Below are 26,770 nucleotides of genomic sequence, written 5' to 3'. Positions count from 1 at the left end.
GTTTGCTTGCCAAGGCACAGCGGTTCCATTTTCGCCCATTGGGCATCCGTCAATATCAAGCGATCCATATGCAGTTTAAAGCACATCAGGGACCTTGTGAAAAATCAATTCCAAACAGACCCCAAAAAGCTTTGAAAAGCGTCGCCTTTTTGAAAAAAAGGCGACACCCGGAAATGTTTCGTCAGTCCTTTACTGCGCCAGATAGCCGCCATCAACCGGCAGCACCGCGCCGGTGATGAAGGAGGCATCATCCGAGGCGAGAAACAGGATGGCGCTGGCAATCTCTGCGGGCTTGCCCATGCGGCCCATCGGGTGCATCTCGACCACCTTGCGGATGCCCTCCGCATCCATGCCCGCCACGGCTGGCGTGTCGATGGTGCCGGGGGCCACGGCATTGACCCGCACCCCCTTGTCGGCAAGGTCGATGGCGAGGTGCTTGGTAATGCCCGAGGCCACGAACTTGGCCGGTCCATACACAGCCTGGCCCTTCTGCCCCGCAAAGGCCGAGATGGAGGACAGGCACACGATGGCACCCTGGCCTGCATGGACCATCTCGGCTGCGGCATGCTTGCAGCATAGGAACATGCCGCGTGCATCCACCGCCATGGTGTGGTCCCACAAATCGGCCGTGGCCGAGGCGAGATCGGCCTCGGGGATGACCCCCGCATTGGCCACGAGAATGTCAATGCGGCCAAAATGCTTCATGGTTTCGTGCACCACGCGGGCGATATCGGCCTCGCTGGTCACATCGGCTGGCACCGAGATCACGGCCACGCCGTCTTTTTCAAACTGGCTGGTCAGTTCATCGAGTGCATCGGTATTGAGGTCGGTCAGGGCAAGCTGCGCGCCCTCGGCGGCAAAACGCTCCGCCGTGGCGCGGCCAATGCCGCTGGCAGCACCTGTAATGATGGCAACCTTGCCTGCAATGCGTCCGGTGGGGGTGGCGGTCATGGGGTCTCCTGCTTGTCGCTGGCATCAGGCGGGTTAACGCGGGGGGTACCAAGATGTTGCCCGGCCCGCAAGGGGCAGGGCCATCCATGCGGGGCTGATCGGGTTCTTTTGATCTGGGGGGCGTGACCGGCCCGTTTTTCGCGCTCTGGCGCGGTTGTGTGGTTGGAAAGGGGGCCTGCCGTTACGAAGCTGCACCAGAATTCGGGCCTGCGCATGTTTCAGCCAGGGGGGGGATCACCTATACTCGCCCCAAACATGGTTTGTTATGAATGTGGCGGGGCGGTATTTTCCATGCGGAAACCGGCGCGCCGTGCGAGCGGGTTTGGAGCATTATCGAGATGGCACAGAAGTTTCGGATCGTTATTGTAGGCGGTGGCGTTGCGGGCCTTGCGCTGGCAACCCGGCTGGGCAATTCGGTCGGCAAGTCGGGCCGTGCGGAAATCACGCTGGTCGATAAAAGCTTTGCCCATGTGTGGAAGCCGATGCTGCATTGCTTTGCCGCTGGCACCGCCGCCAACGAGAATGACCGCATCAGCTTCATGTCACAGGCCAGCCGGCACCATTTCGAGTTCTGGCCCGGCGAGATCACGGCACTCGACCGCGCGGCCAGGACCATAGCGCTTGCCCCCATCAAGGACCCGCTGAGCGGGGAGGTGGTGGTCGATGCCCGCACGCTCGATTATGATGCCGTGGTGCTGGCAATCGGCAGCCGCGCCAATGATTTCGGCACGCCGGGTGTGGCCGAGCACTGCCTGTTCATTGACAACCTGGTCGATGCCAATGGCTTCAACGACCGGTTCCGCATGGAACTGCTGCGCTCCTTTGCCAATAACAGCGAACTCGATATCGCCATTGTGGGCGGCGGGGCCACCGGCACGCAGCTCGCCGCCGAACTGCACAAGGCGCTTGATCTCGCCTCGCTCTACAGCTTTGGCCGCAAGCCGCCCAAACTGCGCATCACGCTCCTTGAGGCAGGCCCCCGCATCCTGCCCGCCTTCCCCGAGGCGGTATCGGCGGCAGCGGTCAAGCAGCTTGAAGCGATTGGCGTGAGCGTGCGCGCGGGTGCCATGGTCAGCGGCGCGGATGAAAACGGCTTCCTGCTCAAGGATGGCTCGCGCGTGCCCGCAACGCTGCGGGTGTGGGCTGCAGGCGTGAAGGCGCCGGACGTGACCGCCAGATTTGGCGGCCTCAAGCTGTCGCGCTCGGGGCAGCTTGAAGTGCGGCCCTCGCTGCAGGTGATCGATGATGACAACATCTTCGCCATGGGCGACTGCGCCTTCATTGCCGAAAAACCCGTGGCTCCCACCGCCCAGGCCGCCCGCCAGCAGGCCCATCATCTGGCCCGCTACCTGCCCGCATGGATGATGAGCGGCCAGCCGATGCCTGCCTTCACCTTCCATAACAAGGGGGCGGTCGTGGCATTGGGCGACTACAATGGCTGGGGCACCTTCCCCGGCGGCACGGTGTTTGGCGGCGGCTGGCTGCATGGCCTGTCGGCGCGGATGGTGCATCTCATGCTGTACCGCCAGCACCAGTTTGAGCTGTACGGGCCGGTGCGCGGCACGATCTCGTGCCTTGTCGACTGGCTTGACGTGTTCGTGCGCCCCTCGGTCCGGCTGGACTGAGGGCCACGGGGCGTTCAGTCGTGGCGCAGGTGGTTCGACAGGGCATTGCCCGCCGCCTGGATAATGGCCACGAACACGATCAGCACCACCACCACAAGCGACATGACCTGCGTGTTGAAACGCTGGTAGCCGTAGCGTATGGCGAGGTCGCCCAGGCCCCCGGCACCCACGGCGCCTGCCATGGCCGAGGCCCCGGTCAGGGTAATGAGGGTGACCGTGAAACCGGCAACAAGGCCGGGCAGCGCTTCGGGTATGAGCACATGGCGCACGATCATCCACCGCGTGCCGCCCATGATGCGCACGGCATCGACCAGGTTGGGGTCCACCGCGCGCAGCGAAACCTCGGCAATGCGGGCGAAATAGGGAATGGCTGCCAGCGAGAGCGGCACGATCGCCGCCGCCGTGCCAAGTGAGGTGCCCACGATCATCCGGGTTACGGGAATGAGGATGACCAGCAGGATGATGAACGGAATGGCGCGCAGGATGTCCACCACCAGCCCCAGCAGCCGGGCGGCGGGCGGGCAGGGCATCAGGCCGTCACGCCGCATGGCCACCATGAGCAGCGCCAGCGGCAGGCCGCCAAGCACCGCAAGCACCCCCGAGCAGGCGACCATGACGGTCGTCTCCCACGTTGCGCGTGCGATCAGGTCAATGATCAGCCGGGACATGGCCAAGAACCTTCAGTGAGGGGTCGAACTGCGTCAGGAAATCGTGGATCTCGGCGCAATAGCCGGTCACCGACACGATCTGGTCGGCAAAGGGCTGGCCCGCGATCTCGGTGGTGCCGCCCTGCAGCACGGTGGCCTCGACCCCGTATTGCTGGCCAAGCTGCGACAGCAGGGGCTGCCATGCCGCTTCGCCCGCCAGCCTGATGCGGATGATCGCCCATCCATCAGGCGCAGGCTCGGCCACCAGCCGCGCGCGCAGGGCAGGGGGCACCTGTGGCTGCGTTTCCGACAGCAGGGCCTGGGTCACGGTCGATTGCGTGGCCGCCCCCATGATGGCCAGCGTGGGCGCGTTTTCAACAATGCGGCCCTGGTCAAGCACCACGAGGTGGGTGGCAATGCGGCGGATCACATCCATCTCATGCGTGATGAGGATGATGGTCAGCCCCAGTTCACGATTGATCTCGGCCAGCAGGTCAAGGATGGCGGTAGTGGTTTCGGGGTCGAGGGCGGAGGTGGCCTCATCGCACAGCAGCAGGGCGGGGTCATTGGCCAGCGCGCGTGCAATGCCCACGCGCTGCTTCTGCCCGCCCGAAAGCTGGGCAGGCCATTTATCCCCCTGTTCCGACAGCCCTACCAGCGCCAGCAGGGCCGCGATGCGCTGCGGGCGCTGCGCGCGCGGCACGCCCGCGATTTCAAGCGGCAGGCTGATATTGCCCGCCACCGTGCGCGAACCGAGCAGGTTGAAATGCTGGAACACGAAGCCGATGCGCCGCCGCAGCGACACAAGCTGCGCCTGCGGCAGGGTGGTGATGTCCTGGCCTTCGATCAGGATCTGCCCCGCATCAGGCCGGTCGAGCGCGCCAAGGCAGCGCAGCAGCGAACTCTTGCCCGCCCCCGAGCGCCCGATCACGCCCAGGATCTCGCCCCGCGCTACCGAGAACGAGACATCATCCAGCGCCACATGCCCGCCAAAGCGGCGGCTGACATGGCGTACGTCAACGACATTCACGTCCATGCCGGTTCAACCGCGCCGTGGAAGATGGTGGCAATCGCCTCACGCGTGGCGGGCTGGTGCACGGCGCGGACCAGCGCCTCGACCCATGGGGCATGCGCATCAGCGGCATTGACGGCCACGAAATTGACGTAGGGGTTGTTTTGCAGCGATTCCACCCCGATCCGCTGCTTCTGTATGTCCACGCCTGCCTTGAGCGCCCAGTTCGTGTTGATCACGGCGGCATCCACGTCAGGCAGCGTGCGGCCGACAATGCCCGCATCAAGCTCGTGGAAGGAGACGTGACGGGGGTTTTCGGTCACGTCGAGCGGGGTGGGCAGCAGGCCGGCTGCGGAATCGAGCCTGATCAGCCCCAGCGCCTCAAGCAGGCGCAGGGCGCGGCCTTCGTTGCTCGGGTCGTTCGGCACGCCGATCACCGCCTTGTCCGGCAGGTCGGCAAGGGTCTTCCACCGTGCCGAATACAGCCCGATGGGGGAGAAATAGGTCGGGCACACGCTCACGATGTCATAGCCACGGGCCGCTTTCTGCGCATCGAGGAACGGCGCGTGCTGAAAGGCGTTGGCATCAATCTCATGCTCGGCCAGCGCCTCGTTGGGCGTGTTGTAGTCGGAGAATGTCACGATGCCGAGATTGAGCCCTTCCTTCGCGGCATTGGCCGTAATCACGCGCCACAGGTCCTCGTCCTCGCCTGCCATGATGCCAACGCGGATCAGCTTGCCCTGTGCTGCCATGGCCCGTGTTGCCATGGGCAGGCAGGCAAGGCCGCCAGCCAGACTGAGCAGGGTGCGACGGGTGAGGGGGGCAATCTGTTTCATGGCATTCCTGATCGGTACGGCGCGCGAAAGACAACGATGCAGCACCACTATGGCGTGATGGTCTTTTTGACAACGCCCCTGATGGGCCGCATGGCTCGGCCGGAGCACAGGGGCATAAAGGGACAAGAGGCCACGTGCGTCAATATTAAACACGATATGGAATGTTTATTAACGCGCTGCGGCAAGGGCGCGCCGCCATGCCAGCCAGCGTGGCGGCCTGCGTGGGCCACAGATCCTGTGGGGCGGGATAAGGTCTGTTTCGAGGGGGGTATTGATCCATAACACCATAATTTGCGTGCAATAAACCGGCGCCTGTTTTTTGCGGATTAACACCGGTTTTCAAGGCAGATGATCGTGTGCCAGCCTTGTGTTATCAGGCTGGTCCATCCGGTTGGGTGATGGAGGGGATCATAAAATACGATATTGACCGGAATATTTTATCATAATACGATATTTTTTAGTATTTAACCTGCTGCCGCGGCCTTCCGGCATGCCATGTGGTGCATGAACATGATGTCCACCCTCCATTCAGCAACCCGGCTGGGGTATCGGTACATGTGCTGCGGTGCGCTGTGCGTGTCCATGCTGGCGGTGCATGCGGCCCACGCGGCGCCTGACCTGGTCGTGCCAGCAGGGAGTGCTGCGCCCGCGCAGCCGGAGCGCATGGTGGTGCACATGACCCAGCGCCCGCCCATTCTCACGTTTCCGCATGCCAACCCGGTGGGGCAGCCCATCCGCATTGGCGGGCAGGAAAACCGCCGCAGTGGCCACCAGTATGACTGGGGCGTGTTCAACCGTGGCAATGGCGAGGCCGCGGGCTTCGGGCCGGTGGGGCGCTATGGCGTCAGCCCCTGGGCGGAGGACTGGAGCAACCTGCGCGACCCCAAAAAGCATGATGACCTGTTCGATGCGCTGAAATACATTCCGCTCACCCGCAGCGGCAATGTGTGGATCAGTTTCTCGGGCGAGACGCGGCTGCGCAACTGGTTTGAAACCCGCCCCGCCCTGGGCACGCAGAAACCCAATGATTCCGGTCGCTTCGGCGTGCGCAACCTGTATGGCGCAGACCTGCATATTGGCGAGCACCTGCGGTTTTTTGGCCAGTTGATCAATGCGGATGCGGGTGGCTGGGGTGGTTATGGCTATGGCTCGACCTACCGCAAGCGGCTTGATGCGCAGCAGGCCTTTGTTGAGGTGAAGTGGCGCATGCTGGGGGCCAAAAGCGGCTTCATGTTTGGCCGCCAGCAGTTTCTCGATGCGCCATCGTACATGCTCTATGCGCGCGAGACGCCCAACGTGCCGCTGTCATGGGATGGGTTCCGCGCCTACATGGTATGGCAGCGCATCCGCATCGATGCATGGGATTTCGTGCAGACCGATGATAGTGACCGACGCATGTTCCACGATGTCGAGAACTATGCCAGCCGCCTGTACGGCTTCAACGCCACATGGGCGCCGCCGGACTTCACCTTCATGGGGCAGAAGGGATATTCCTTCGTCGATGCGTTCTATATCGGCTACAAGCTCAATGGATCGGCAGGGGCGATCGTGGGGCCGAAGGGCGCGGTCAACGGATCGGATACCCGCAACAATTTCGGCATGCGCTGGCATGGCATTGCAGGGCCGATCGAATTCTCGGTGGGCGGCATATGGCAGGGCGGCGTGTTCCGTAACGCCAGCAACAACGCCCCGCGCGCGGTCAGCGCCTATGCCATCAACAGCACGGTGGGCTATCGCCTGCCCGAGCAGTCGCTGCATACCTTTGCCGGCATCCAGACGGATGTGTATTCCGGTGGCAATGCCTCGAAAAGCCAGGGCACGGTGGGCACCTACATCTCGCCCTTCAACCCGCAGACCAACTATCTCGACACCACAACCTACATGACCGGCTCGAACCTGATCAGCTTTGCGCCGCTCGTGCGCATAACGCCGTTCAAGTCGGTCAGCATCCAGTTCAAATACCCGCTGTTCTGGCGTGATAGCGTAAATGACCCGGTTTACAAATCATCGGGTTACTACAAATTCGCGGGTAATTTCCGGGGGCGGTTCGTGGGCATGGCGCCACAGGTTTCGGTGGCGTGGCAGATCAATACCCATCTGTCATGGACGCAGTATGTCTCGCGTTTCATGACATCGCGCGCGCTCAACGAAGCGGGTGGCGCGAGCGGCACCTATTACCAGTCGAATTTCGTCTTTCGTTTTTAAGCACGGGCAACCACGCCGGGCTGCCCGTGCCCACGGGGCTTATTCAGCCGATTTGCGGCCAAAGATGAAGCTGGCCAGCGAGGCTGCGAGCACGAACAGCAGCCCGTACACCTTGCACGAGGTCGGAACCTTGTTCTCATGCAGCGTGACCTCGCCCTTCAGGTTGGCAAGATGTTCGGCAATCTGCTTGTGCAGGTCGGCCTTGTGCTGGTGCAGTGTGCCCTCAAGGTGCCTGGCAATTTCCTGCACGTCTTCGGGGCTGAGTTTGCGGAGGGTTTCAGCAGCGCTCATGGTCTGTTCCAGTCCTGTTTTTTATTAAAAAAACATCGCACCGATCATCTTCGTCGGGCGTAACACCTTACATGTCGGTCCAGGCATGAGGGTTTTCAAGGGTGGCCCGTTGCAGGGCGGGGCAACGGGGGCACGGAATTATGAGCACGCGGTTTTTGCCCGCAGGCTATGCTTGCGACTGTCATGCATGAGAATGGGGAGCAGGCCAGCGTGCTGCTTGATGTGATTGAACGCGGACCAGAGGATGGCAACCGCACCCTGCCGCCAGTGGTTTTTCTGCACGGGCTGTTCGGGCGGGCGCGCAATTTCGGGTTTTTCCAGCGCCGCCTTGCGGCCACCCGCCGCGTCCTTGCCCTTGACCTGCGCAACCATGGCGCCAGCCCGCATGGCCCGATGGATTATCCCGCCATGGCCGCCGACGTGCGTGAAACGCTGGCCGCCCATGACGCACTGCCTGCCACGGTGATCGGGCATTCCATGGGGGGCAAGGTGGCGATGATGCTGGCATTGCAGGACCCTGCCTGCGTGCATGCCCTGCTGGTGGCTGATATTGCGCCAGCGCCAGGGGGGCATGCGCATTCCGGCGCAATCGCTACGGCGCTGGCCGCCCTGCGTTTTCCCCCCACGCTGACATTGGGCGAGGCCGATGCCTGGCTTGCTCCCGCCATTGCCGAAAAATCCGTGCGCGACATGATGAAGCAGAACATCGTGCTCGGCGCCAACCCGCACTGGCAGATCGGGCTGGCGCAGATCGTCGCGGGCATGAAGCAGATAGTAGGCTGGCCCGTCCTGCCACCCGGCACGCAGTACGATGGGCCGGTGCTGTTTGTGGCGGGTGGGGCCTCACCCTATGTCCAGCCGCGCGATTACCCGCTCATGCGCCAGCTTTTTCCCCGCTACCGGCTGGTGCGGCTCAACGGGGCCGGGCACTGGCTGCATGCGGAGCAGCCATGGGAATTCCTGCGCGTGGTTGCGGAATTCCTGCGTGCTACAGGCTAAGGCCAGCCTTACTGCGGCACCGGCGCGCATTGTGGCGCAACCGGCTGGCCCGCCATGACCGCCTGCGTAAAGGCCGCGGAATCCGCCAGCGAGCCATTGACGGTCTGTGAATGGTCCAGCCCCTTGTACAGATGCGCCTGAACCGTGCTGCCCGCCGCACAGGCCGCCTTGACCAGCGAGAGCTGCAGCATGGGCGGCACGTCATGGTCATCGGTGCCCGTGCCCACGAACAGGGGCCGGGCCAGTTTCAGGGTCGGGTACGCCATGGCGGCAAAGGCGGGGGCAAGTGCTTTGGGGAAGCCGGGCTGCATGGCGTCGGGCAGGGTCAGTTCCTCATCCTTTATCTTCTGCTCCATGTCGCCCACGCAGGTGGTTGATGCGGCGTGGTAGGCGGCCATGGCGCGGGGGGTGAAGGCTTCCTCGGGGTGGAAGGCCGGGTCACGCGCGGCAAGCGAGGCGCCGAGATAGAGCATGTAGACAACAAGCGGGTCATATCTGGCAGCGCGACCCGCGTGGGCCGCGGCGGTCAGCTGCGCGCCGAGTTCGGGCGTGAAATAGGGCACGCCGGTGGCCACCGTGCCGCGGATATGCACATCCGGCGCATAGGTGGCGGCAAAGGCTGCCGCCGCAAAGGCCGCCCCGCCGCCCTGTGACTGGCCCACGATCATGACCGTATTGCGCAGCCCCGGCACGGCGTTGACGGCGGCCCGCACGCTGTCGAGCACGTTATAGGCCTCGACACGCGTATCGAGATAAGGATGCACGCCCGGTGAGCCCAGCCCCTGGTAGTCGGTGGCGACTATGGCGAAGCCCCGCTTCATCCAGGCGGCCAGATATTTGCTGTTGCGCGCGGTATAGGGGTGGAGTGAGGGCGTGCAGTCCTGCCCGATGCCCACGGTGCCATGCGCCCACGCCACGATGGGCCAGCCACCCGCAGGGGCCTCGCCCGGTGGCAGGATCACTTCCGCCGTGACGGGCACCGTGCCCCTGCCGGTCACGCCATCGGTTGAAAGATAGGTCATGCGCAGGCTGCGGCCCGCATCGGGCAGGCTCAGGGTCGGGGCCAGCGGGGCCATGCCCACGGGCGTGCCGGGGCGGGGCGGGGTTTCAGCCGCATGGGCGTGCAGGGCAGGGGTGGCGATGCATAGGCCGGCCACGAGCGGGCCAAGGATTCGGGCGGGCAGGGTCATGTCAAGATCAGTCCTTCATGGAGCGTGGCGGGGCCTGTTGTGGCATTTGCCCTGTCAGGTTCATATTCCCAGCCCATCATGGCGCTGTAAAGCGGCATGCCTGCCCCTGCGGTAAAAGCATGTGGTTGCCCGGCAAAATGGCGCTAAAGGCTGGGCCCTGGTGCGGAGAAAGGGTGGCAACCAGCCGGAGGAGAAGAAAGCAGTGCTGTTCAACCAGAATAAATTCCATCCTGATGGCAGGCCCCGCTCCTTTCCCGGCAATACGGTTATCTGCCACCTGCCGCCTGATGGTGCGTTTTTTCACGCCATGCTTGATCTTCACCACCAGATGGGCCAGTTCGATTTTGCCGCCAAAATCGCGCTCCTGCCGCCTTCAAGCTATCACATGACGGTTTTTGACGGGCTGAACAATACCCGCCGTGCCAGGCCCACATGGCCGCGCGACCTGGCGCGCGATACCCCCATGCCGCAATGCAATGCCTGGGTGGGCGACAGGCTCCGGGTTTTTCCCGGCAGGCTGGCTGCGCCCCTGCGCATGCGCCCGGCCTATCCCGACCCGCTGCGCGACAGGCAGGGCTGCCGCATCCGGCTGGAAGCCGTGGACCGGGCAGGTGCTACCGCGCTGCGCCGCTTCCGCCACGGTCTTGCCGCCCATCTGGGCATGCATGACGCCTGGCTGGACCGCTATGTTTTTCATACCACCATCGGCTACCGGATCCGGGCCTTTACCGCGCGCGAGGCACATGAATATACCGATGCGATGGTGCGGTTTCAGGGGCGGATGGCCGCGCGCCTGCCCGAAATCGATCTTGGACCGCCGGAATTCTGCCTGTTTGATGATATGCATGCCTATCATCGCCAGTTCCTTGTGGCGTAACCGGAAACCGTTTTGCCCTTCCTCGCATCTTGAATATGCGTAATACCCTGCGGCATGATGGAAATGCCCCCCAAGGAGATTGCATGAAGCCCGACGCCCCTGCCGATCAGCCAAAGCCCGGCCTGCGCGAACGCAAGCAGGCACGCGCGCGCAATACGCTGATTGCCGAGGCAATGCGGCTGTTCTCCGCCAAGGGATATGACGAGACGACGGTGGACGAGATAGCCGATGCGGCCGAAGTCTCGCGCCGCACCCTGTTCCGCATGTTCGAGACCAAGGGCGACATCGTGCTGGCCTGGACGCGCGGCATGACCCAGACCCTGACCGAGGCCCTTGCCGCCTGCCCGGCCGACATGCCGCCTGCCGATGCGATGATGCATGCCTTCACCTCGCTCGTGCCACGCATCGCGGCCAACCGGCAGGATACCTATGCCTTTGTGTTCCTGATTGAAAAAACGCCTTCGCTCCAGACCGTGAGCCTGCAGAAATACGGCAAGTGGGAAGACTGCCTGGCCGACGGGCTGGCCAGGCGCATTACCGAGCGCAAGAGCCGCAAGACCGCCGCCCGCCTCATGGCGCGGTGTGGCATCGCCATTTTTCGCACCGCACTGGATGAGTGGATCAGGCTCAAGGGCCGCCCGGCGCTGGTGCCGCTGCTACAGAACACCTATGCGCTGCAATCCTCGCTCTGGGTCGCACCCGCCCCGGCTGAACCATGAAATAAAGGGCGGGGCCTGATGGCGCCCGCCCTTGTGGCATGGCAGTCATAAGAACGTTTTTGGTGAAGCTTTGTTCAAAAAGCTTCAGGGAAAGCCGCCTTCCTGAAAAAAAGCGGCACCCCAAAACCTGTATTGTTCAGTCAAGCCGCACGGAAGGCCGCACGAACACGTCCAGCCAGTCAACAAGGCACGACATGGTGCCGCGGAACACGCCGTAGAGTTCAAACTGGTGCTGGCGATACAGCATGAGGTGCACCATGCGCGCGGTAATGCCGCGCAGCCAGCCGCCACCAAACACCCGCCCGCCGGGGAAGGTGCCCCAGCCATTATAGTCGCCAAGCGCAACAACCGCGCCCTTGTTGTGGAAGGCAAACGGCGGCAGCGCCTTGCCGCCAATCCACGCAGGCATGTAGCGGGCCAGGTGATGGGCCTGCTGGCGGGCGGCCTGGGCGGTGGGGGCCACGGGCTTTTCGGCAATGAAGGCGCAGTCGCCCATGGCGAAGATGCTGTCATCTTCCACGAGTTGCAGCGTGGGCCGCACTTCAAGCTGGCCCGAGCGCGACAGCTTGAGTTCACCAAACTTGCGCGTGACATCCGGCGCCTTCACGCCAGCGGCCCACACGCGCAGGGTGGCGGGAATGCGGGTGCCATCCTTGAGCATGAAGCCCTTTTCATCCGCACCGCTGACCATGGCCGAGGTCTGGACCTTGACGCCGATCGCCTCAAGCTCCTTCTGCGCCGCAGCCGACACCGCCTCGGGGAAGGCGGGCAGGATGCGCGGGCCTGCCTCAAGCAGGGTAATGTTCAGCTTGGGTGGCTTCTTGCCAAAGCTGTAGAGCGAGGCGAGGTCAAGCGCCTTGTGCAGTTCGGCGGCAAGCTGCGTGCCGGTGGCGCCGCCACCCACGATGGCAATGTCAAGCTGCTCGTTATTGCCGAACGCCTTGAGCAGTTCCATGCGGAAGCGGTCGTTAAAGCCGTTGGCATCGACCAGGTTGTCAATGAACAGGCAGTGCTCGGCCACACCGGGGGTGCCGAAATCATTGGCGCGGCTGCCGATCGAGAGCACCAGCGCGTCATATTCCAGCTTGCGTTCATCCAGGATCACCTCGCCCGTGGGCTCGACAACCGGGGCAAGCGTAATGGTCTTGGCCTTGCGGTCCATGCCCGCGATCTCACCGGGCCAGAATTCAAAATGATGGCGGCTTGCCTGCGACAGGAAGCTGATGCGGTCATTCTCGTTGGCAGCCGTGCCTGCGGCAAAGCAGTGCAGCATGGGTTTCCACACATGCGCGAAGCTCTTGTCGACCAGCGTGATTTCCGCGCGGCCCGATTTGCCGATCGAATCTCCCAGCCGGGTTGCCAGCGCCAGACCGGCCACGCCACCGCCTACGATTACGACCCGAAACTTTTGTGCCATCCTATGCCTCTTTTTTACTTCTGCCGCACAGTGTCCCGGTCCCGTGGGAAAAACCCTGTCGCATATCCTGAAATATCGAAAACTGTCCTGCCTGGGCCCGACGCGAATGGCCCGGACAATGGCGTGCGGCGGCCGACCCGGTAAACCAGCCCGACCGCCGCGCCCTGCCTGGGGGCTATTGGGTTTTCACCCCTTCAGCGGATCAAAAGAAGCCGCGCTTCTTTTCGCTGTAGCTGACCAGCATGTTCTTGGTCTGCTGGTAGTGTTCGAGCACCATCTTGTGGGTCTCGCGCCCGATGCCGGACTTCTTGTAGCCACCAAAGGCGGCATGCGCCGGATAGACGTGGTAGCAGTTGATCCACACGCGACCGGCCTCAAGGCCGCGGCCCATGCGGTAGCAGGTGTTGGCATCGCGGCTCCACACGCCCGAGCCGAGGCCGAAGGGGGTGTCGTTGGCGATGGCCAGCGCTTCTTCTTCCGTCTTGAAGGTGGTCACGGCCAGGACCGGGCCGAAGATCTCTTCCTGGAAGATGCGCATCTTGTTGTTGCCCTTGAACACGGTCGGCTGCACGTAGCACCCGTTGTTCAGGTCGCCACCAAGGTCGGGGCGGCCGCCACCGGTCAGCAGCTCGGCGCCTTCGCCCTTGCCGATGTCGATGTAGGACAGGATCTTTTCCTGATGGCCGTGCGAGTTCTGCGCGCCCATCATGGTGTTGGGGTCAAGCGGGTTGCCCTGGCGGATCGCCTTGATGCGGGGCAGGGCAAGTTCCATGAACTTCTCATAGATCGATTCATGCACCAGCGCGCGGCTGGGGCACGAGCAGATCTGGCCCTGGTTGAGGGCGAACATGGTGAAGCCTTCGACCGCCTTGTCCAGGTAATCGTCGTCCTTGTCCATGATATCGGCGAAGAAGATGTTCGGCGACTTGCCGCCCAGCTCCAGCGTTGCCGGGATCAGGTGCTCGGCTGCGGCATGCGCGATCATCTTGCCGGTGGGGGTGGAACCGGTGAAGGCAATCTTGGCAATGCGGTCGCTGTTGGACAGGGCAGCGCCCACATCCTTGCCCAGGCCGTTGACGATGTTCAGCGTGCCGGGCGGGAACAGGTCACCGATCAGTTCCATCAGCACCAGCATGGAGGCGGGCGTGCTCTCGGCAGGCTTCATGACCACGCAGTTACCGGCGACCAGCGCGGGTGCCAGCTTCCACGACCCCATGAGCAGCGGGAAGTTCCACGGAATGATCTGCGCCACGACGCCGAGCGGCTCATGGAAGTGGTAGGCGATGGTGGTTGCGTCGATCTCGCTCAGCGTGCCTTCCTGGGCGCGGATGCAGCCAGCGAAGTAGCGGAAATGGTCGATGGCCAGCGGGATGTCGGCGGTCAGGGTCTCGCGGATGGGCTTACCGTTGTCCCATGTCTCGGCCCGGGCGAGCAGGTCGAGGTTCTTCTCCATGACATCGGCTGCCTTGAGCAGGATCAGCGCGCGGTCGGCAGGCGCCATCTCGCCCCAGGCCTTCTTTGCCTTGTGGGCGGCATCGAGTGCCAGTTCCACGTCGGCTGCGGTGGAAGCGGGCACTTCGCACAGCACGCGGCCATCAACGGGGGAGGTGTTGGTCAGGTAATGACCATCGACGGGGGCAACCCATTTGCCACCAATATAGTTACCATAACGGGACTTGAACGGCGGGGCCGCCGTGATGCTGTCTGCTGACACGGTGATTTTCCTTCAGGGTAATGACATCTTCCCCAGGCCAGGGCGCACAAGCGCATGACACGCAATGCAGGGAACCCGGCGCGGAAGAGATACAGTAAAAATATTTCTTTTTTGGTTCGTTTTTACTTTTTATGATGTTCCATCATGCCGGTTGTTCGGAAATTCAGTCTCATGATCGTGTAAAGCATAAGTCTATGCCTTTCCTGCAACCAGACAGTTCTGGATATGCCCCGGTGGAAAGCCGGAGAATCATCTGTATCCAGTGATATATAGACGGCCTCCTTCACGCAAGGGAGAGCGCGGTAACGTAACCGTGATATATGCATCAAGTGCCATTAGAAACGGAGTGTAAAACTATATAAATCAATATGTTAACCTATAATAAAAAAGGAAATATTTTATGTTTCATGCTGCCTTCCCGTGGCCTGATCCTGCTTTGGGGCCGGGCGGGGGAGCACATGCAAGAACAGCCACGACGGGCGTGGCTGTTTCTTGTGGGGACAAAAATGCGTGGACAGGCAGCCCTGTTTATTTGTCCGCCATTGTGGAGGGCGCGACATCAATCAGGCCATTCAGGGCGAATTCACCCCCCGCGCCTGACAGGTGCTGGGAGTCTACATACAGCGAGGCGGACTCACGGCTGAACCGGCACCCCTGGGGCGTGCAGAAGCGGTCATATAACGACGCATAGGTAATGCCGCCAATCGTGGTGGCCGCTGCATGCACGGCATTTTCAATGGCGGGGGCGGGCGGAATGACCCAGGGCAGGGGCGCGATCCCCCCGGCGCGTGCGGGGCCGGGGTCAAGCCGGTGTTCGATCCAGGCGCGCACGGGCATGAACGCCGTAACCGCCTCCCGCGCGGGGTCGAGGCGGAAATGGGGCACGTCGCCCAGCACGATCACTTTCTTGCCTGCATGGGTCAGGATGGTTTCGGTCCGGACCAGGGCGGCCTGCATGCGGGCGACGCCGGCCACCACGCCATCATCCACCGGATGTGTCGGGTCGACATAGGCGTCATCACTGGCGTCGGTCTCGTAAGGGGCGGACCAGTAGCCGGTCAGGACCACCAGTTGCACTTCCGGGTTATGGGCTACCAGGCTGATGGCGCGTTCATTGTACAGCGCGCAGGTGGCGGCATGGCCGGGATGTTGCGGCATGAGCCGCGTGGCCCCCAGCAGTGGCGGGCAGGATGATTTGGTGAACTGCACAAAATCATAACCGCCTTCGCGCGCGATGCGGGAAAGGGCCGGGGCGAGCGCTGCTGCGTGGCTATCGCCCAGCAGGGCTATCTGCAGGCGTCCCGTGTCATGCACGCAGGCGAAGCTGGTATTGGGCCGGGCATCGCCATAATTGGCCAGGCATGAACCGCCACGCCCTGCTGTCAGGCTGGCTTGCGTTTTTGCAAGGGCCGGGTTGAAACGGGCGGGAAAGCCCTGGCTCATGTAAATGGCCGCCAGCGCAACGCCGCATAAGGCGGTGGCGCTGCCATAGCGTAGCAGCACCGTACGGCTGGGCAGGCGGACATGGCGGAAGGGCTGTTCGATATATCGCCATGACAGCACGGCCAGCCCCAGTGACACGAACGCCACAACCACAAGTTGCACGGGCCGGGCGGGTTGCGCCATGCACAGCCACGTAAACGCCATGAGCGGCCAGTGCCAAAGGTACCAGGAATAGGAAACGAGCCCCACCCCCACGAACGGGCGCGCGGACAGGATGAGACGGTTGACAATACTGCGTTCCGCCAGCAGCAGCGCCAGCGTGCCCCCCACCGGCAGCAGCGCGGCAAGACCGGGAAAGGGCGTATGCTCGTTAAAGAGGCAGACGGACAGCCCGACAAGCCCGATACCCGTAAAGCCCAGTATGTTGGCGGGCCGGGCGGGCAGGGGAGCCGTCGCCCCCGCGCGGGCGATGGCCAGAAAGGTTCCGGCCCCCAGTTCCCATGCCCGCGTGGGCAGAAGGTAGAACACCGCCGTAGGCCAGTGGCCCATGCCGATAACGGCCAGCATGAAGGAGCCAAGGCAGAGCGCGCCAATGGCCCCGAGCACGACAGGACGCGGCAGGCGGCGCAGCGCCAGTAACAGGAAGGGAAAAAGCAGGTAGAACTGTTCTTCCACGCCAAGTGACCATGTCATGAGAAACGGATCAAGATGCGCATCGGGCGAGAAATAGTTGACCTGCCGCCAGAACAGGATGTTTGACCACCCGCTCAGGGCCGCAATCGCCCCGATTGCTATCTGCCTGTAGTCCTGCGGGCTTGCGAGCACGATGCCAAGGATCGTGACAGAGGCGATGACAGCCATGAGGGCGGGCAGGATGCGCGCGGCGCGCCGGGCATAGAAGGCATCGAAGCGAAAGCGCCCCGCCCCGACATCGCGGTACACGATGCCGCCTATGAGAAAGCCGGAAATGACAAAAAAGATGTCAACGCCGGTAAAACCCGATTTGAGCGGGTAAAGCCCGGCATGAAACAGGACCACGGCGGTCACGGCAATGGCGCGCAGGCCATCGATATCGCGGCGGTAACGGGGCGAGGGGTCAAGGGCCATGGGTCGGCTCTTTTCGTGCAGTAGTGAACGACGCCCGGGCATCGTTCAGGGGGGAGGGGATAGCTGCACGCAAACGCCAGAATCAGGAGCGGGTTTTGATATCTGTATTTCTCACGTGAAGTTTATTTAATGATTTTTGCTGATTTGGGAAGGAAGATTGGTAATTCCTGCAAAGGTGACAGGGTGCCCGTGCGCCCGGCATGCGGCTTTCATGGCAGCATATCTGCCTGGACTGGCTGGGATGGGTAAACATGACCTGCGGATCAGTGAGGGTATTGGTCAGTCGGTAGATTACCGTAATCATATACTTTTGAGTCCGAATGGAATACATGATCAGTATTCCGGGCGGCCTTTATGCCCGTAGGGTCAATGTCATGGCCCGGCATATCCAGCAACAGGTACCTGTTCATGACGGATGTATAATATCGGTCCTGCTTGCGAATATATTCGGCCATATTACAGTCAGTGCCCACCTCCTTACTGTCATGAATGTTCATGGGAATGATATACCGGTCATAACCGCCATATTGCAGCCCATGACCTACGTTCACGACCTCTCCATGGTCATGACGCGCGGCAGGAAACGGTCGGTTGTTGGGTGCCCTGGTCATATGCATTCGGCATTGGGGGGCTTCGATATTGCTCCGGGTGATTTTGTCGTCATGGCTCCCCATGGATATGGACGACAGGGAGTTTGCAGGCTGCCGGGTCCTTCAGCCAGACCGGCAGGTCGAGGCTGCCGCGTGCGGTGATGCCATTGCCTTATCCGCGCAGGTCTGCTCAGGATTGTTTTTAGCAGTTCCCCGGCCAGGGCATGGTGGGGGTACGCGCAGGACAGGGCCGTTTCATTCCATGCTATCGACCATTATTGCCGCGATGCTGCCCCTTATTGTGGTATTTGTGCTGGGGTATCGTGCCGGGTGGCACCATGATTTTGACGGCACGCATGTCGCTGTCCTGAACCGCCTGGTCATGCTCTATGCGTTTCCGCTCAACCTGTTCGTGGGTATCGCCCACATGCCGCGCACCATCCTTGCGGGCCAGATGCCGCTGGCGGCTTCGGTCTTCGGGCTTATGTGCGCCAGTTTTGCCGTGGCGTATGGGGTGTCGCGGTATGGGGCGCGCCGTGGCGGGGCGGCGGCGGCGTTGCAGGGGCTGGCCATTGGCGCGCCCTCGGTGCCCTTTATCGGCTCGGCTATGCTGCCGGTCCTGATCGGGCATGACAGCACGGCGGTTGCCATATCGGCCGCGGTCTTCGCCATGGTGCTGGTCCAGACGCCGGTCTGCATGATGATGCTGGGGCATGACGCAACGGTGGCGGACGGCGCGCCGGTCAGTTTCGTGGGGCAGGTGAGTGCCGCGTTGAAGGAGCCGATCGTGTGGGCGCCGCTTCTGGCAACGGTGCTGGTGGTGCTGAACGTGCATATTCCCCGTTCGCTGCTTGGCGCCATGGGCCTGCTGGGCAATGCCGCGACGGGTGTGGCGCTGTTTGCCTCGGGCGTGGTGCTGTTCTTGCAGCGCGTGCGCGTTACGCTGCCGGTGGTGATGACGGTGCTCGCGCGCAATATTGTCGTGCCCGCCGGGGCATGGCTGGTGCTGGCGGTGCTGGGCCTGCCGCATGATGTCATCCGCGCCACCGTGCTGACCCTATCCATCCCCGTGGGCACGGTCGTGGTCATTCTGGCAGTGCGCTTCAGAACCGATGAGCAGGAGGCCGCCTCAACCCTGTTCCTCAGCGCAGTGGCCTCCGTGCTGACCATGGTGCTGTTCATCCTGCTCACCACGCGGCATTAAGGCTGCGTGGTGAGCAGGGGGCGCGCCTTCAGCCCCGATCTGGCGCGTAGGTCTCGGCCCGCCGCCGGGCAGCGCGGCGGGCCTTGAGCACCAGTTCTTCATAAAGGACATGCTGGCGGATCCAGTTGATCATGCCCGATAGCGTGACCACGCTGATGCCCGCAAAGGTCCATCCATCAAGCGGCTGATGAAACAGGAAATAGCTGAACGCCACCGCCCACAGCATCTGGCTGTACTGTGGCAGGGCCACGCGGTTGGCGGGGGCGCGGGCGGTTGCCATCATCATGAACAACTGGCCGAGGGCGGCAAGGAAGCCGTAGCCGAACAGGAACATCCATGTTTTCAGCCCGTGCGGCCAGTGCGCATGGGCCAGCATCAGCGCGCCATCGCCGACGAGCGGCCCGAACAGGCTGGAGCCGAACAGCGAGAGCCGTGGCGTGTCATTGCCCGCCAGCCGGTAGGCGATGACGCCAACCGCATTGGCAATGGCTGCCACCAGCGCGCACAGATGCCCCAGATGCAGCGCCCGCACGCCGGGCCGCAGCACGATCAGCACGCCCAGAAAACCCAGTATGACCGATAGCCATGCCCAGCCCGATACCTTCTCATGCAGCAGGGTTACGGACAGGATGGTGACGAAAAGAGGCATGAGGAACATGAGCGAAAGCGCCTCGGGCATGGGCAGCAGCATGAAGGCTTCAACGCTGGCGGCGGTGGCGGCAAAGGTGGCCACGGCGCGCACCACCCACATCAGCGGGTGGGTGGGGGCGAAGATATCCTTGTAGGATTCATTTTTGTTACGGATGAACGGGATGATGAGAAAGCCGAACACGCCGCCCGAGAAGGCGACCTCGAACGGGTCAAGCTGGCCTGCGAGCAGCTTGGAATAGGCATCGCTGATCGAGAATGAGGAAAATGCGGCAAAGGCCAGCATCATGCCCGAGGTAAGGAAGGCCATGTTCATCTGTTTCAACCCGTTTTGCTCCTGACATTTGGCCATCATGCCCGCATTGGCGCAAGGCCGGACGCGTGCGACGGATATCTGCCATGCAACCCAGCCGTGTATACGCAAGTGGCAGTCCGTCTGGCCGTGTGTTGCGATATGCTGCTAGACTGCGGGCACTTTATTGATTTCCTGCCTGGATGCCTTGCATGACTGACACGCCCGCCCCGCCCGCAGCCCGTCTTCAGGCCGCCCTGGCCGCCATCCGCGCAGGCGGGCTGGCAGCGCAGGTCAGCACCTCTCCCTCGGTGCTCGAGGCCCATAGCCACGGCGAGGCCATGGAAGCTGCCTGCCTGCCCGGCGCCGTGGTCTTTGCCCGCAGCACCGGCGATGTCGCCACCGTGCTGCGCGCCTGCCATGCCAATGCGGTGCCGCTGGTGGCCTTCGGGGCAGGCACGTCGGTTGAAGGGCATGTCACGCCCGCCGAGCACGCCATCAGCCTCGATCTTTCGGAAATGACCGCCATTGTCGAGATGAACGCCGAGGATCTGGACTGCCGCGTGCAGGCCGGGCTGACGCGGCAGGCGCTCAATGCCCAAATTCGTGACACGGGGCTGTTCTTTCCGGTTGATCCGGGGGGCGAGGCCACATTGGGCGGCATGTGCGCCACGCGGGCCTCGGGCACGGCCGCCGTGCGCTATGGCACCATGAAGGAGAACGTGCTGGGCCTGACCGTGGTGCTGGCCACGGGCGAGGTGATCCGCACCGGCGGGCGGGTGCGCAAGTCGTCTACCGGCTATGACCTGACATCGCTGTTCATCGGCTCGGAAGGCACGCTGGGCATCATTACCGAGGTGCAGTTGCGCCTGCATGGCCGCCCCGAGACGCTCTCCGCCGCCGTATGCCAGTTTGCCGACCTTGATGACGCGGTGCAGACCGCCATCGAGATCATCCAGTGCGGCATTCCCATCAGCCGGGTGGAACTGCTTGATGACGTGCAGATGGCCGCCTCGGTCCGTTACTCGAAGCTTGATGGCTATCAGGACCTTACCACGCTGTTCTTCGAGTTCGGCGGGGCTCCCGCAAGCGTGCAGGAGCAGGTGGCGGCGACGGAGGCCATTGCCCTGTCCAATAACGGGCTGGCCTTCGCCTGGGCTGACACGGCGGAGGAACGCACGCGGTTGTGGAAGGCCCGGCACGATGCCTTCTGGGCCGCCAAGGCCATCGAGCCCACTGCCCGCGTCATTTCAACCGACTGCATCGTGCCGATCTCGAAGCTTGGCGAACTGATCGCGGGCGTGCGGGAAGATATCGCGGCCTCCGGCCTGCGCGTGCCACTTTTGGGGCATGTGGGCGATGGCAATTTCCACTCCCTCATCATCACCGAGGACACGCCCGCAGGCCATGCCCGTGCATTGGATCTTGACCGCAGGATCGTGCACCGGGCACTGGCACTTGGTGGCTCATGCAGCGGCGAGCATGGCGTGGGCATGGGCAAGCTGGAATTTCTCGAGACCGAGCACGGCGCGGGCACGCTTGCTGTCATGCGTGCGCTCAAGCACACCATGGACCCGCTCAACATCCTCAACCCCGGCAAGCTGCTGCCGCCGGGGCGTGTCTATCAGGGTTAGGCCAGGGCTAGGCGTTCAGGTCGCTTGCGGCAGGCGCGAGGGGGGCAGGTCGCGCTTGGCCAGCATGCTGCACAGCCTGCGCACCACGTCATCCCACTGCCCGGTGCGGATCTGGCGGATGATGCGCAGGGTGGGGTACCACGGGCTGTCGGTGCGGCCCGAGAGCCAGCGCCAGCAATTGTCAAACCGGTCGAGCAGAATGACCGGGCAGCCCAGCGCGCCAGCAAGGTGGGCGATGGATGTATCGACCGACACCACCACATCAAGCCCCGCGATGAGGGCTGCCGTATCATCCATGTCCCGCACGGTTTCCATGGGGTCATGCAGGCGCATGCCCGCGGGCATGTCCATCATCTGCGTGGCGTAGGTGCCCATCTGCAGGCTGACCAGCGAGATGCCGGGCACGCCCGCCAGCGGCGCCAGGCTGCGCAGCGGGATGGAGCGCCTGCGGTCCATGGCGTGGGCCGCGGGCACGTCGGGCCTGCTCGCCCCGCCCCATACCAGCCCCACCCGCAAGGTGGGGCGCGCGGGCAGGAAGGGCGCCCAGGCCCGCACGCGCGCCGCATCGGCGTGCAGGTAGGGCACCGCGGCCCCGGCATGGCCGGGCACGCGGTGCAGCACATGCGGCAGGCTGAGGAAAGGGCAGTGCCAGTCATGAAACGGTATGGGCTGGCGGTCATTGACCACGCGGCGCACGCCCTCCATGCGGCGGATCAGGCCGTGCAGCGTGTCGGGGGCCTGCACGATCACCCGCGCGCCCAGACCCGCCAGCACCGGCACGAAGCGCAGCATCATCAGCATGTCGCCCAGCCCCCCCCTCACGCGTGATGAAGATGGTTTTGCCCCGCAAACCGGCATCCGGCTCAAGCACGGGCAGGGTCCGTGCCGCAGGCAGGCGCGCGCGGCCGGGCAGTTTGCGCCGCCATTCATACTCGGCCCAGCCCCTGGCCATCTGCCCGCTCTTGAGCAGGGTCAGGGCATGGTTCAGGCGCAGGTTGGCATCATCGGGGCGCAGCGCGAGGGCGCGGGCGTGAACCGTGAGCGACTCATCGGTGTGGTTCCAGCCTGCAAGCAGATGCGCGAGGTTGGCATGCGTCATGGCGCTGCGGGGATGATGCTCGAGAATGTAAAGCAGCAGGTCACGTCCGGCGGCGTATTCGCCCTGCTCCATCAGGCATACGGCCATGAGGTTGCCGGTGGTGAGTTGCGCGGGCGACAGGCTCAGCCCCTCGGTCAGCACGGCATGCGCCTCCGCCGTGCGGCCGCGTTGCAGCAGCAGTTCCCCCAGCATGTCATGCGTGCGGATATCCTGCCCCGCGCGCTGGCGCACGGCCCGCAGCACGGCTTCAGCCTCATCCACGCGCTCATGGGGCAGCAGCAGGTCGAGCATGTCGCGCGCCGGGTGGCGGGCACCGGGATTGGCCACGGCCTGGCGGCACAGCAGGCGGGCGGCCTCCTGCACCCGGTTGCACCCCGCATGGGCATGCGCCAGCAGGATCTCGACCTCGCGGGAGGGCGCGCAGCCTTCCAGCACGGCGCGGGCGCGGGCAAACTGGCCCTGGCGCAGCAGGCCGAGCGCATCGGCCAGCATGGCGTTGGTGGCGGTGGCCGCGTCGGTTTTTTTTGCGTTCATGCCACGCCATCATCCACGGGCCGATGGCCACGGCATGCAACACGGCCCACGCAGGCCCGAAGCGGGGCTGCCTGCGCGGCATGGGGAAAGGGGAGGGGCATGGGCGGCGGGTTTCTCTGGATTCAGGAACGCGGGGCCATAGTCTAGCGCCCCTGCCGCGCACGTCTAGGGCGTGGACAGGCCCAGATGCGCTTCCAGCAGGGCCACGTTGCGCAGGTCGGCCTTGAAGGCGGTGTCAAAAACATCGCCCAGCACGGGCACGAGGTCTGCTGCCGCCTCGATCAGCACATTGGCCAGCATGCGCGCCAGAACCGGCTGGCTTGCGCCCAGCGTCCTGCTTTTCCAGACGATATAGAGGGAGGGGATGAGCATGAGCGCCGTACCGCCTACGGGCAGCAGCCCGATCACCGTATCAAGCCCCCAGCGCGCCTTTGTGCCGGGAATACGGAAGGCGGCATCGAGCAGGGTCGCCAGTTTCCGCAACCGCGCGACCTCGGCACGGATATCGGCTGGCCGCGCGGTGGCGGCCAAGGAAGCAGAAGCGTTCATGCTGCTATTATGGGGCGTGCCATGAGGCGTTACAATGAAGCCGCCCGCATGGAGCGTGATTTCTGCCAAAAAAAGACCACGCCCTAAACGGATGCGCCGCCATCACGATCGATATGGCCCATGTCACGCCCCGGCGCGATCACGTCACGCACGCGCTGCTTGAGTTCCTTCGGGCCGGGAAAGCCGCCATCGCGCTTGCGCTCCCATACAAGCTGGCTGTTGACCGTGATCTCGAACCGGCCACCACTTGCGGGGATGAGGCTGACGCTGCCCAGTTCCTCGCCAAAGGTGGAGAGCAGTTCCTGCGCCATCCATGCGGCACGCAGCAGCCAGTTGCAGCGCGTGCAGTAAAGGATGGAGATATCGGGGCGACCGGTCATGGGGATCGGGGCGGTCATGGGCGTTCCTCCTGTCTCATCCAGCCGGGCAGGGGGCTGCCCGGCTGCCCTGATGGGTATCTTGCACCGTGAACGGATCATAGCGGTTTTCAGGCCATGAAGCACCGGAAACCTTGCGGGCCATGTGCGCCCCACGTATCAATAAAAGTATTATCCCGGTCCTGGAGTGATGGAAATATGGACATGAAAACGGTCGATCAGGCATTGCTCGATGCGGTAGTGGAGATTCTGGAGGAAGATTGCTGGAATTATACTGTATTTCTGAAATCTTTTTCAATCGAACCTTATGAAAACAGGGATCTGGTCGAGACAATAAAAAAGGTATTTGGGGAAGATGTTGTCATGGACAATATCCGGCAGATCAGGAAGGAAGATGTCCGGGGCATCATAGACAGTGCACTCTATTATGCCGGAGACGTGGCGACCGGACCATCGGCAGCCTCCCTGGCGTCACCGGAATTCCACACGGCGGTTCGCAACGTGCAGGAGCAGGTTGCAAACATTCTGGAATCAGCGACCAGGGTGGAAACTTTCTGGTTCCGGGAGGGTCATCCCGCCTATCCCGTTTTCTGGGATTTTGCCCTTGTTTTTACAGGCGAGACGTTTGTTACGATCCTGATCGGGTCGAGTTCGGACTGACCCGCCCCCTGGCAGGCAGGGGGGGGTCGCGTGGTCAGACCGTGTGGACCTTACCCTCACGCGACCACAGGCGCAGTGCCCCACAGGTCTGGATGAAGGTGGTGGCGTCCTCCGCGCGCTCGAGCGCGATCACGCCGCCGTCACGCGCGCGCGGGTGCAGGCCGGCTGCGGCCAGCAGGATCTCGGCGGCATCATTATGCGCGATGAACTTGGCATGGGCGAAGGCATCGGCAATGAAGTCGCGCATCGTGGCCTCATGGCGCAGCAGGTTTGCCCCTTCCACCGTGGGTAGCAGGGCCACGGCGTCATACAGCACGGATGGGCCGCCATTGATCTTCTGCTGTGCCATAACGTCATTGCCGGCGCTATCAACGATGCCCCCCACGGTGGGGGCAATCAGTTCGACCGTGCCGTCCACCGCCTCGGTCGCGGCAATCAGGGCGGAGAGCAGGTCGGCATCCACGCCATTGCTCACCACGATGCCGAGCTTGCGGCCCGTGAAGCTGTCCGGCCCGTTTCTGAGGATGCTCAGCGCGGGCGAAGGGGGCAGCCCCACCAGCACAGGGCGGGCGGCCCGGGCGGGTTCGGGCAGGGGTGAGAGGCCAAGCCCGCTGGCAACACCTTCGGCCAGTGCGGTATCGACATGCAGCAGGTGGCTGAGCATGCGCGCGCGGATGGCGGGGGTTTCGACCTTGCTCAGTTCAAACACGAAGGCATCGCGCATGTGGGTCTGCTCAACCGGCGTCTGGCTGATGTAGAACTGCCGGGCCTGGCTGTAATGGTCGGCGAAGGTGTCTGAACGCTGGCGCAGCTTGGGGCCGGATTCGGGCTCGGGGTAGGAGGTGTAGCCCGCAGGCGTCTCGCGCGGGCCAGCGGCGGGCTGCGACCAGGAGTTGGGCTCGTAATTGGCCCGCCCCTTCGGGTTGTGCATGGCCATGTGGCCATCTTGCTGGAAGTTGGCGAACGGGCATTTGGGCGCGTTTATGGGGATATGCGTGAAGTTGGGGCCGCCGAGCCGCTTGGTCTGGGTGTCGAGATAGGAGAAATTGCGCCCCTGCAGCAGCGGGTCGTTGGTAAAGTCGATGCCGGGGATGATGTTCTGGGTGCAGAATGCCACCTGCTCGGTCTCGGCAAAGAAATTGTCAGGCATGCGGTCAAGCACGAGGCGGCCCACGCGGCGCACGGGCACCAGTTCCTCGGGGATCAGCTTGGTGGGGTCGAGGATGTCGAAGTCGAAGCTGTCGGCAAATCCGTCATCAAACAGTTGCACGCCCAGTTCCCATTCGGGGAAGTTGCCTGTCTTGATGGCCTGCCACAGGTCACGGCGGTGGAAGTCGGGGTCGGCGCCGTTGATCTTGAGCGCCTCGTTCCACACCACCGATTGCAGGCCCAGCTTCGGCTTCCAGTGAAATTTCACATAGGTGGACTGTCCCTCGGCATTGATCAGGCGGAAGGTATGCACGCCGAACCCTTCCATGAAGCGGAAGGAGCGGGGGATGGCGCGGTCCGACATGGCCCAGCAGACCATATGCGTGGCCTCGGGCGAGAGGGAGACGAAATCCCAGAAATTGTCGTGTGCTGTCTGCGCCTGCGGAAAGTCGCGGTCCGGCTCTTGCTTGGCGGCATGCACGAAATCGGGGAACTTGATGGCATCCTGAATGAAGAAAACCGGGATATTGTTGCCCACCAGGTCCCAGTTGCCCTGGCTGGTATAGAGCTTGACGGCAAAGCCGCGCACGTCGCGCACCATATCGGCCGAGCCCTTGTTGCCCGCCACGGTGGAAAACCGCACGAAGGCAGGGGTGCGCACGCCTACCTCGCCAAAAAGATCGGCCTTGCACACATCGGCAAGGCTGTCGGTCAGTTCAAAATAGCCATGCGCGCCGTAGCCACGGGCATGGACCACGCGCTCGGGGATGCGCTCATGGTCGAAATGGAAGATTTTTTCACGGAAATGGAAGTCCTCCATCAGCGCCGGGCCACGCGCGCCCGCCCGCAGGGTGTTCTGGTCATCGGATATGGCAAGACCCTGCTGGGTGGTCATGACGGGCGTGTCATTGCCGGCGGTCTGGTGGGTTTCGCCACCGGGGCCGGCATGGGTGGCCACGGCCTTGGGGGCTTTGGGTGTCTTGGTCATGATGGGGATGTCC

24 protein-coding genes are annotated in these 26,770 nt (G+C 63.2%); 9 read left to right on the top strand and 15 right to left on the bottom strand.

Annotated elements, in window-relative coordinates:
* On the top strand, positions 1-236 hold a 236-nt coding region (locus HNW77_RS17545), incomplete at its 5' end, for a hypothetical protein (RefSeq protein WP_206677828.1).
* Here HNW77_RS17545 and HNW77_RS14235 read toward each other — a convergent pair.
* Positions 190-951, bottom strand: coding sequence for an SDR family NAD(P)-dependent oxidoreductase (locus tag HNW77_RS14235; RefSeq protein WP_172158501.1), 762 nt, complete (start codon positions 949-951; stop codon positions 190-192). The two genes, HNW77_RS17545 and HNW77_RS14235, sit on opposite strands and share 47 nt — an antisense overlap.
* Positions 952-1,289: 338 nt before the next feature.
* Between HNW77_RS14235 and HNW77_RS14230 the strand changes: the two genes are divergently transcribed.
* On the top strand, positions 1,290-2,576 hold the full coding sequence (locus HNW77_RS14230) for an NAD(P)/FAD-dependent oxidoreductase (protein ID WP_172158499.1): 1,287 nt from the start codon (positions 1,290-1,292) through the stop codon (positions 2,574-2,576).
* Between the two features lie 14 nt (positions 2,577-2,590).
* On the opposite strand, the gene HNW77_RS14225 is transcribed toward HNW77_RS14230, so the two are convergent.
* From HNW77_RS14225 to HNW77_RS14215, 3 genes are read right to left on the bottom strand one after another with little or no spacing between them, the layout of a single operon-like run.
* Positions 2,591-3,244, bottom strand: coding sequence for a methionine ABC transporter permease (locus HNW77_RS14225; protein WP_172158498.1), 654 nt, complete (start codon positions 3,242-3,244; stop codon positions 2,591-2,593).
* Positions 3,225-4,259: a methionine ABC transporter ATP-binding protein gene (locus HNW77_RS14220; RefSeq protein ID WP_172158496.1), complete on the bottom strand. Its 1,035-nt coding sequence runs from the start codon at positions 4,257-4,259 to the stop codon at positions 3,225-3,227. The genes HNW77_RS14225 and HNW77_RS14220 overlap by 20 nt, the downstream gene beginning before the upstream one ends.
* Positions 4,250-5,071 carry a MetQ/NlpA family ABC transporter substrate-binding protein gene (locus tag HNW77_RS14215; protein WP_172158489.1) on the bottom strand — a complete coding sequence of 274 codons (822 nt, stop codon included), beginning with the start codon at positions 5,069-5,071 and terminating at the stop codon, positions 4,250-4,252. Before HNW77_RS14215 ends, HNW77_RS14220 begins: the two co-directional genes overlap by 10 nt.
* 555 nt (positions 5,072-5,626) lie before the next feature.
* Here HNW77_RS14215 and HNW77_RS14210 point away from each other — a divergent pair.
* Complete coding sequence (locus HNW77_RS14210) at positions 5,627-7,276, top strand: alginate export family protein (RefSeq protein WP_408886853.1); 1,650 nt, start codon at positions 5,627-5,629, stop codon at positions 7,274-7,276.
* Positions 7,277-7,315: 39 nt separating this feature from the next.
* Here the strand turns inward: HNW77_RS14210 and HNW77_RS14205 are convergent, their stop codons facing one another.
* Positions 7,316-7,567 (bottom strand): hypothetical protein, encoded by a 252-nt coding sequence (locus HNW77_RS14205; RefSeq protein ID WP_172158487.1) that lies wholly within the window; start codon positions 7,565-7,567, stop codon positions 7,316-7,318.
* A 210-nt stretch (positions 7,568-7,777) separates the two neighbouring features.
* Here HNW77_RS14205 and HNW77_RS14200 point away from each other — a divergent pair, with 210 nt between their 5' ends.
* A complete protein-coding gene (locus HNW77_RS14200; RefSeq protein WP_172158508.1) occupies positions 7,778-8,566 on the top strand; it encodes an alpha/beta fold hydrolase in 789 nt (262 codons plus the stop codon).
* A gap of 8 nt (positions 8,567-8,574) precedes the next feature.
* On the opposite strand, the gene HNW77_RS14195 is transcribed toward HNW77_RS14200, so the two are convergent.
* Positions 8,575-9,756, bottom strand: coding sequence for a lipase family protein (locus tag HNW77_RS14195; RefSeq protein WP_172158486.1), 1,182 nt, complete (start codon positions 9,754-9,756; stop codon positions 8,575-8,577).
* A 160-nt stretch (positions 9,757-9,916) separates the two neighbouring features.
* Here HNW77_RS14195 and HNW77_RS14190 point away from each other — a divergent pair, with 160 nt between their 5' ends.
* Both HNW77_RS14190 and HNW77_RS14185 read left to right on the top strand, forming a co-directional pair.
* Positions 9,917-10,633, top strand: coding sequence for a DUF1868 domain-containing protein (locus HNW77_RS14190; protein ID WP_172158484.1), 717 nt, complete (start codon positions 9,917-9,919; stop codon positions 10,631-10,633).
* Between the two features lie 83 nt (positions 10,634-10,716).
* Positions 10,717-11,352, top strand: coding sequence for a TetR/AcrR family transcriptional regulator (locus HNW77_RS14185; RefSeq protein ID WP_172158483.1), 636 nt, complete (start codon positions 10,717-10,719; stop codon positions 11,350-11,352).
* A gap of 136 nt (positions 11,353-11,488) precedes the next feature.
* Here the strand turns inward: HNW77_RS14185 and HNW77_RS14180 are convergent, their stop codons facing one another.
* From HNW77_RS14180 to HNW77_RS14170, 3 genes are all read right to left on the bottom strand, one after another.
* Positions 11,489-12,769: an NAD(P)/FAD-dependent oxidoreductase gene (locus tag HNW77_RS14180; RefSeq protein WP_172158482.1), complete on the bottom strand. Its 1,281-nt coding sequence runs from the start codon at positions 12,767-12,769 to the stop codon at positions 11,489-11,491.
* Between the two features lie 202 nt (positions 12,770-12,971).
* Complete coding sequence (locus HNW77_RS14175; RefSeq protein ID WP_172158481.1) at positions 12,972-14,483, bottom strand: aldehyde dehydrogenase family protein; 1,512 nt, start codon at positions 14,481-14,483, stop codon at positions 12,972-12,974.
* Between the two features lie 528 nt (positions 14,484-15,011).
* Positions 15,012-17,033, bottom strand: coding sequence for an acyltransferase family protein (locus HNW77_RS14170; protein WP_172158480.1), 2,022 nt, complete (start codon positions 17,031-17,033; stop codon positions 15,012-15,014).
* Between the two features lie 852 nt (positions 17,034-17,885).
* Between HNW77_RS14170 and HNW77_RS14165 the strand changes: the two genes are divergently transcribed.
* A complete protein-coding gene (locus tag HNW77_RS14165) occupies positions 17,886-18,827 on the top strand; it encodes an AEC family transporter (RefSeq protein ID WP_172158479.1) in 942 nt (313 codons plus the stop codon).
* A gap of 28 nt (positions 18,828-18,855) precedes the next feature.
* On the opposite strand, the gene HNW77_RS14160 is transcribed toward HNW77_RS14165, so the two are convergent.
* The gene (locus tag HNW77_RS14160) at positions 18,856-19,791 is read right to left on the bottom strand and encodes a DMT family transporter (RefSeq protein WP_172158506.1); all 936 of its coding nucleotides are present in this window, start codon (positions 19,789-19,791) and stop codon (positions 18,856-18,858) included.
* 188 nt (positions 19,792-19,979) lie between these two features.
* Between HNW77_RS14160 and HNW77_RS14155 the strand changes: the two genes are divergently transcribed.
* The gene (locus HNW77_RS14155; RefSeq protein ID WP_172158478.1) at positions 19,980-21,401 is read left to right on the top strand and encodes an FAD-binding oxidoreductase; all 1,422 of its coding nucleotides are present in this window, start codon (positions 19,980-19,982) and stop codon (positions 21,399-21,401) included.
* A 15-nt stretch (positions 21,402-21,416) separates the two neighbouring features.
* Here the strand turns inward: HNW77_RS14155 and HNW77_RS17845 are convergent, their stop codons facing one another.
* The 4 genes from HNW77_RS17845 to HNW77_RS14140 all read right to left on the bottom strand — a co-directional run bounded on the left by HNW77_RS17845 (position 21,417) and on the right by HNW77_RS14140 (position 23,981).
* Positions 21,417-22,196 carry a glycosyltransferase family 9 protein gene (locus tag HNW77_RS17845; RefSeq protein WP_241694492.1) on the bottom strand — a complete coding sequence of 260 codons (780 nt, stop codon included), beginning with the start codon at positions 22,194-22,196 and terminating at the stop codon, positions 21,417-21,419.
* A complete protein-coding gene (locus tag HNW77_RS17840; RefSeq protein WP_241694491.1) occupies positions 22,078-23,034 on the bottom strand; it encodes a tetratricopeptide repeat protein in 957 nt (318 codons plus the stop codon). Before HNW77_RS17840 ends, HNW77_RS17845 begins: the two co-directional genes overlap by 119 nt.
* Before the next feature lie 165 nt (positions 23,035-23,199).
* A complete protein-coding gene (locus HNW77_RS14145; RefSeq protein ID WP_172158477.1) occupies positions 23,200-23,583 on the bottom strand; it encodes a DUF4112 domain-containing protein in 384 nt (127 codons plus the stop codon).
* A gap of 83 nt (positions 23,584-23,666) precedes the next feature.
* Positions 23,667-23,981, bottom strand: coding sequence for a SelT/SelW/SelH family protein (locus tag HNW77_RS14140; RefSeq protein WP_241694490.1), 315 nt, complete (start codon positions 23,979-23,981; stop codon positions 23,667-23,669).
* A gap of 183 nt (positions 23,982-24,164) precedes the next feature.
* Here HNW77_RS14140 and HNW77_RS14135 point away from each other — a divergent pair, with 183 nt between their 5' ends.
* Positions 24,165-24,620, top strand: coding sequence for a hypothetical protein (locus HNW77_RS14135; protein WP_172158476.1), 456 nt, complete (start codon positions 24,165-24,167; stop codon positions 24,618-24,620).
* 34 nt (positions 24,621-24,654) lie between these two features.
* Here the strand turns inward: HNW77_RS14135 and HNW77_RS14130 are convergent, their stop codons facing one another.
* Complete coding sequence (locus HNW77_RS14130; RefSeq protein ID WP_172158503.1) at positions 24,655-26,757, bottom strand: catalase; 2,103 nt, start codon at positions 26,755-26,757, stop codon at positions 24,655-24,657.
* Positions 26,758-26,770: the final 13 nt, after the last annotated feature.

The sequence above is a fragment of the Komagataeibacter melomenusus genome (assembly GCF_013155395.1).
Classification (GTDB): Bacteria; Pseudomonadota; Alphaproteobacteria; order Acetobacterales; family Acetobacteraceae; genus Komagataeibacter; species Komagataeibacter melomenusus.
This window is presented reverse-complemented; position numbering and strand designations above follow the sequence as displayed.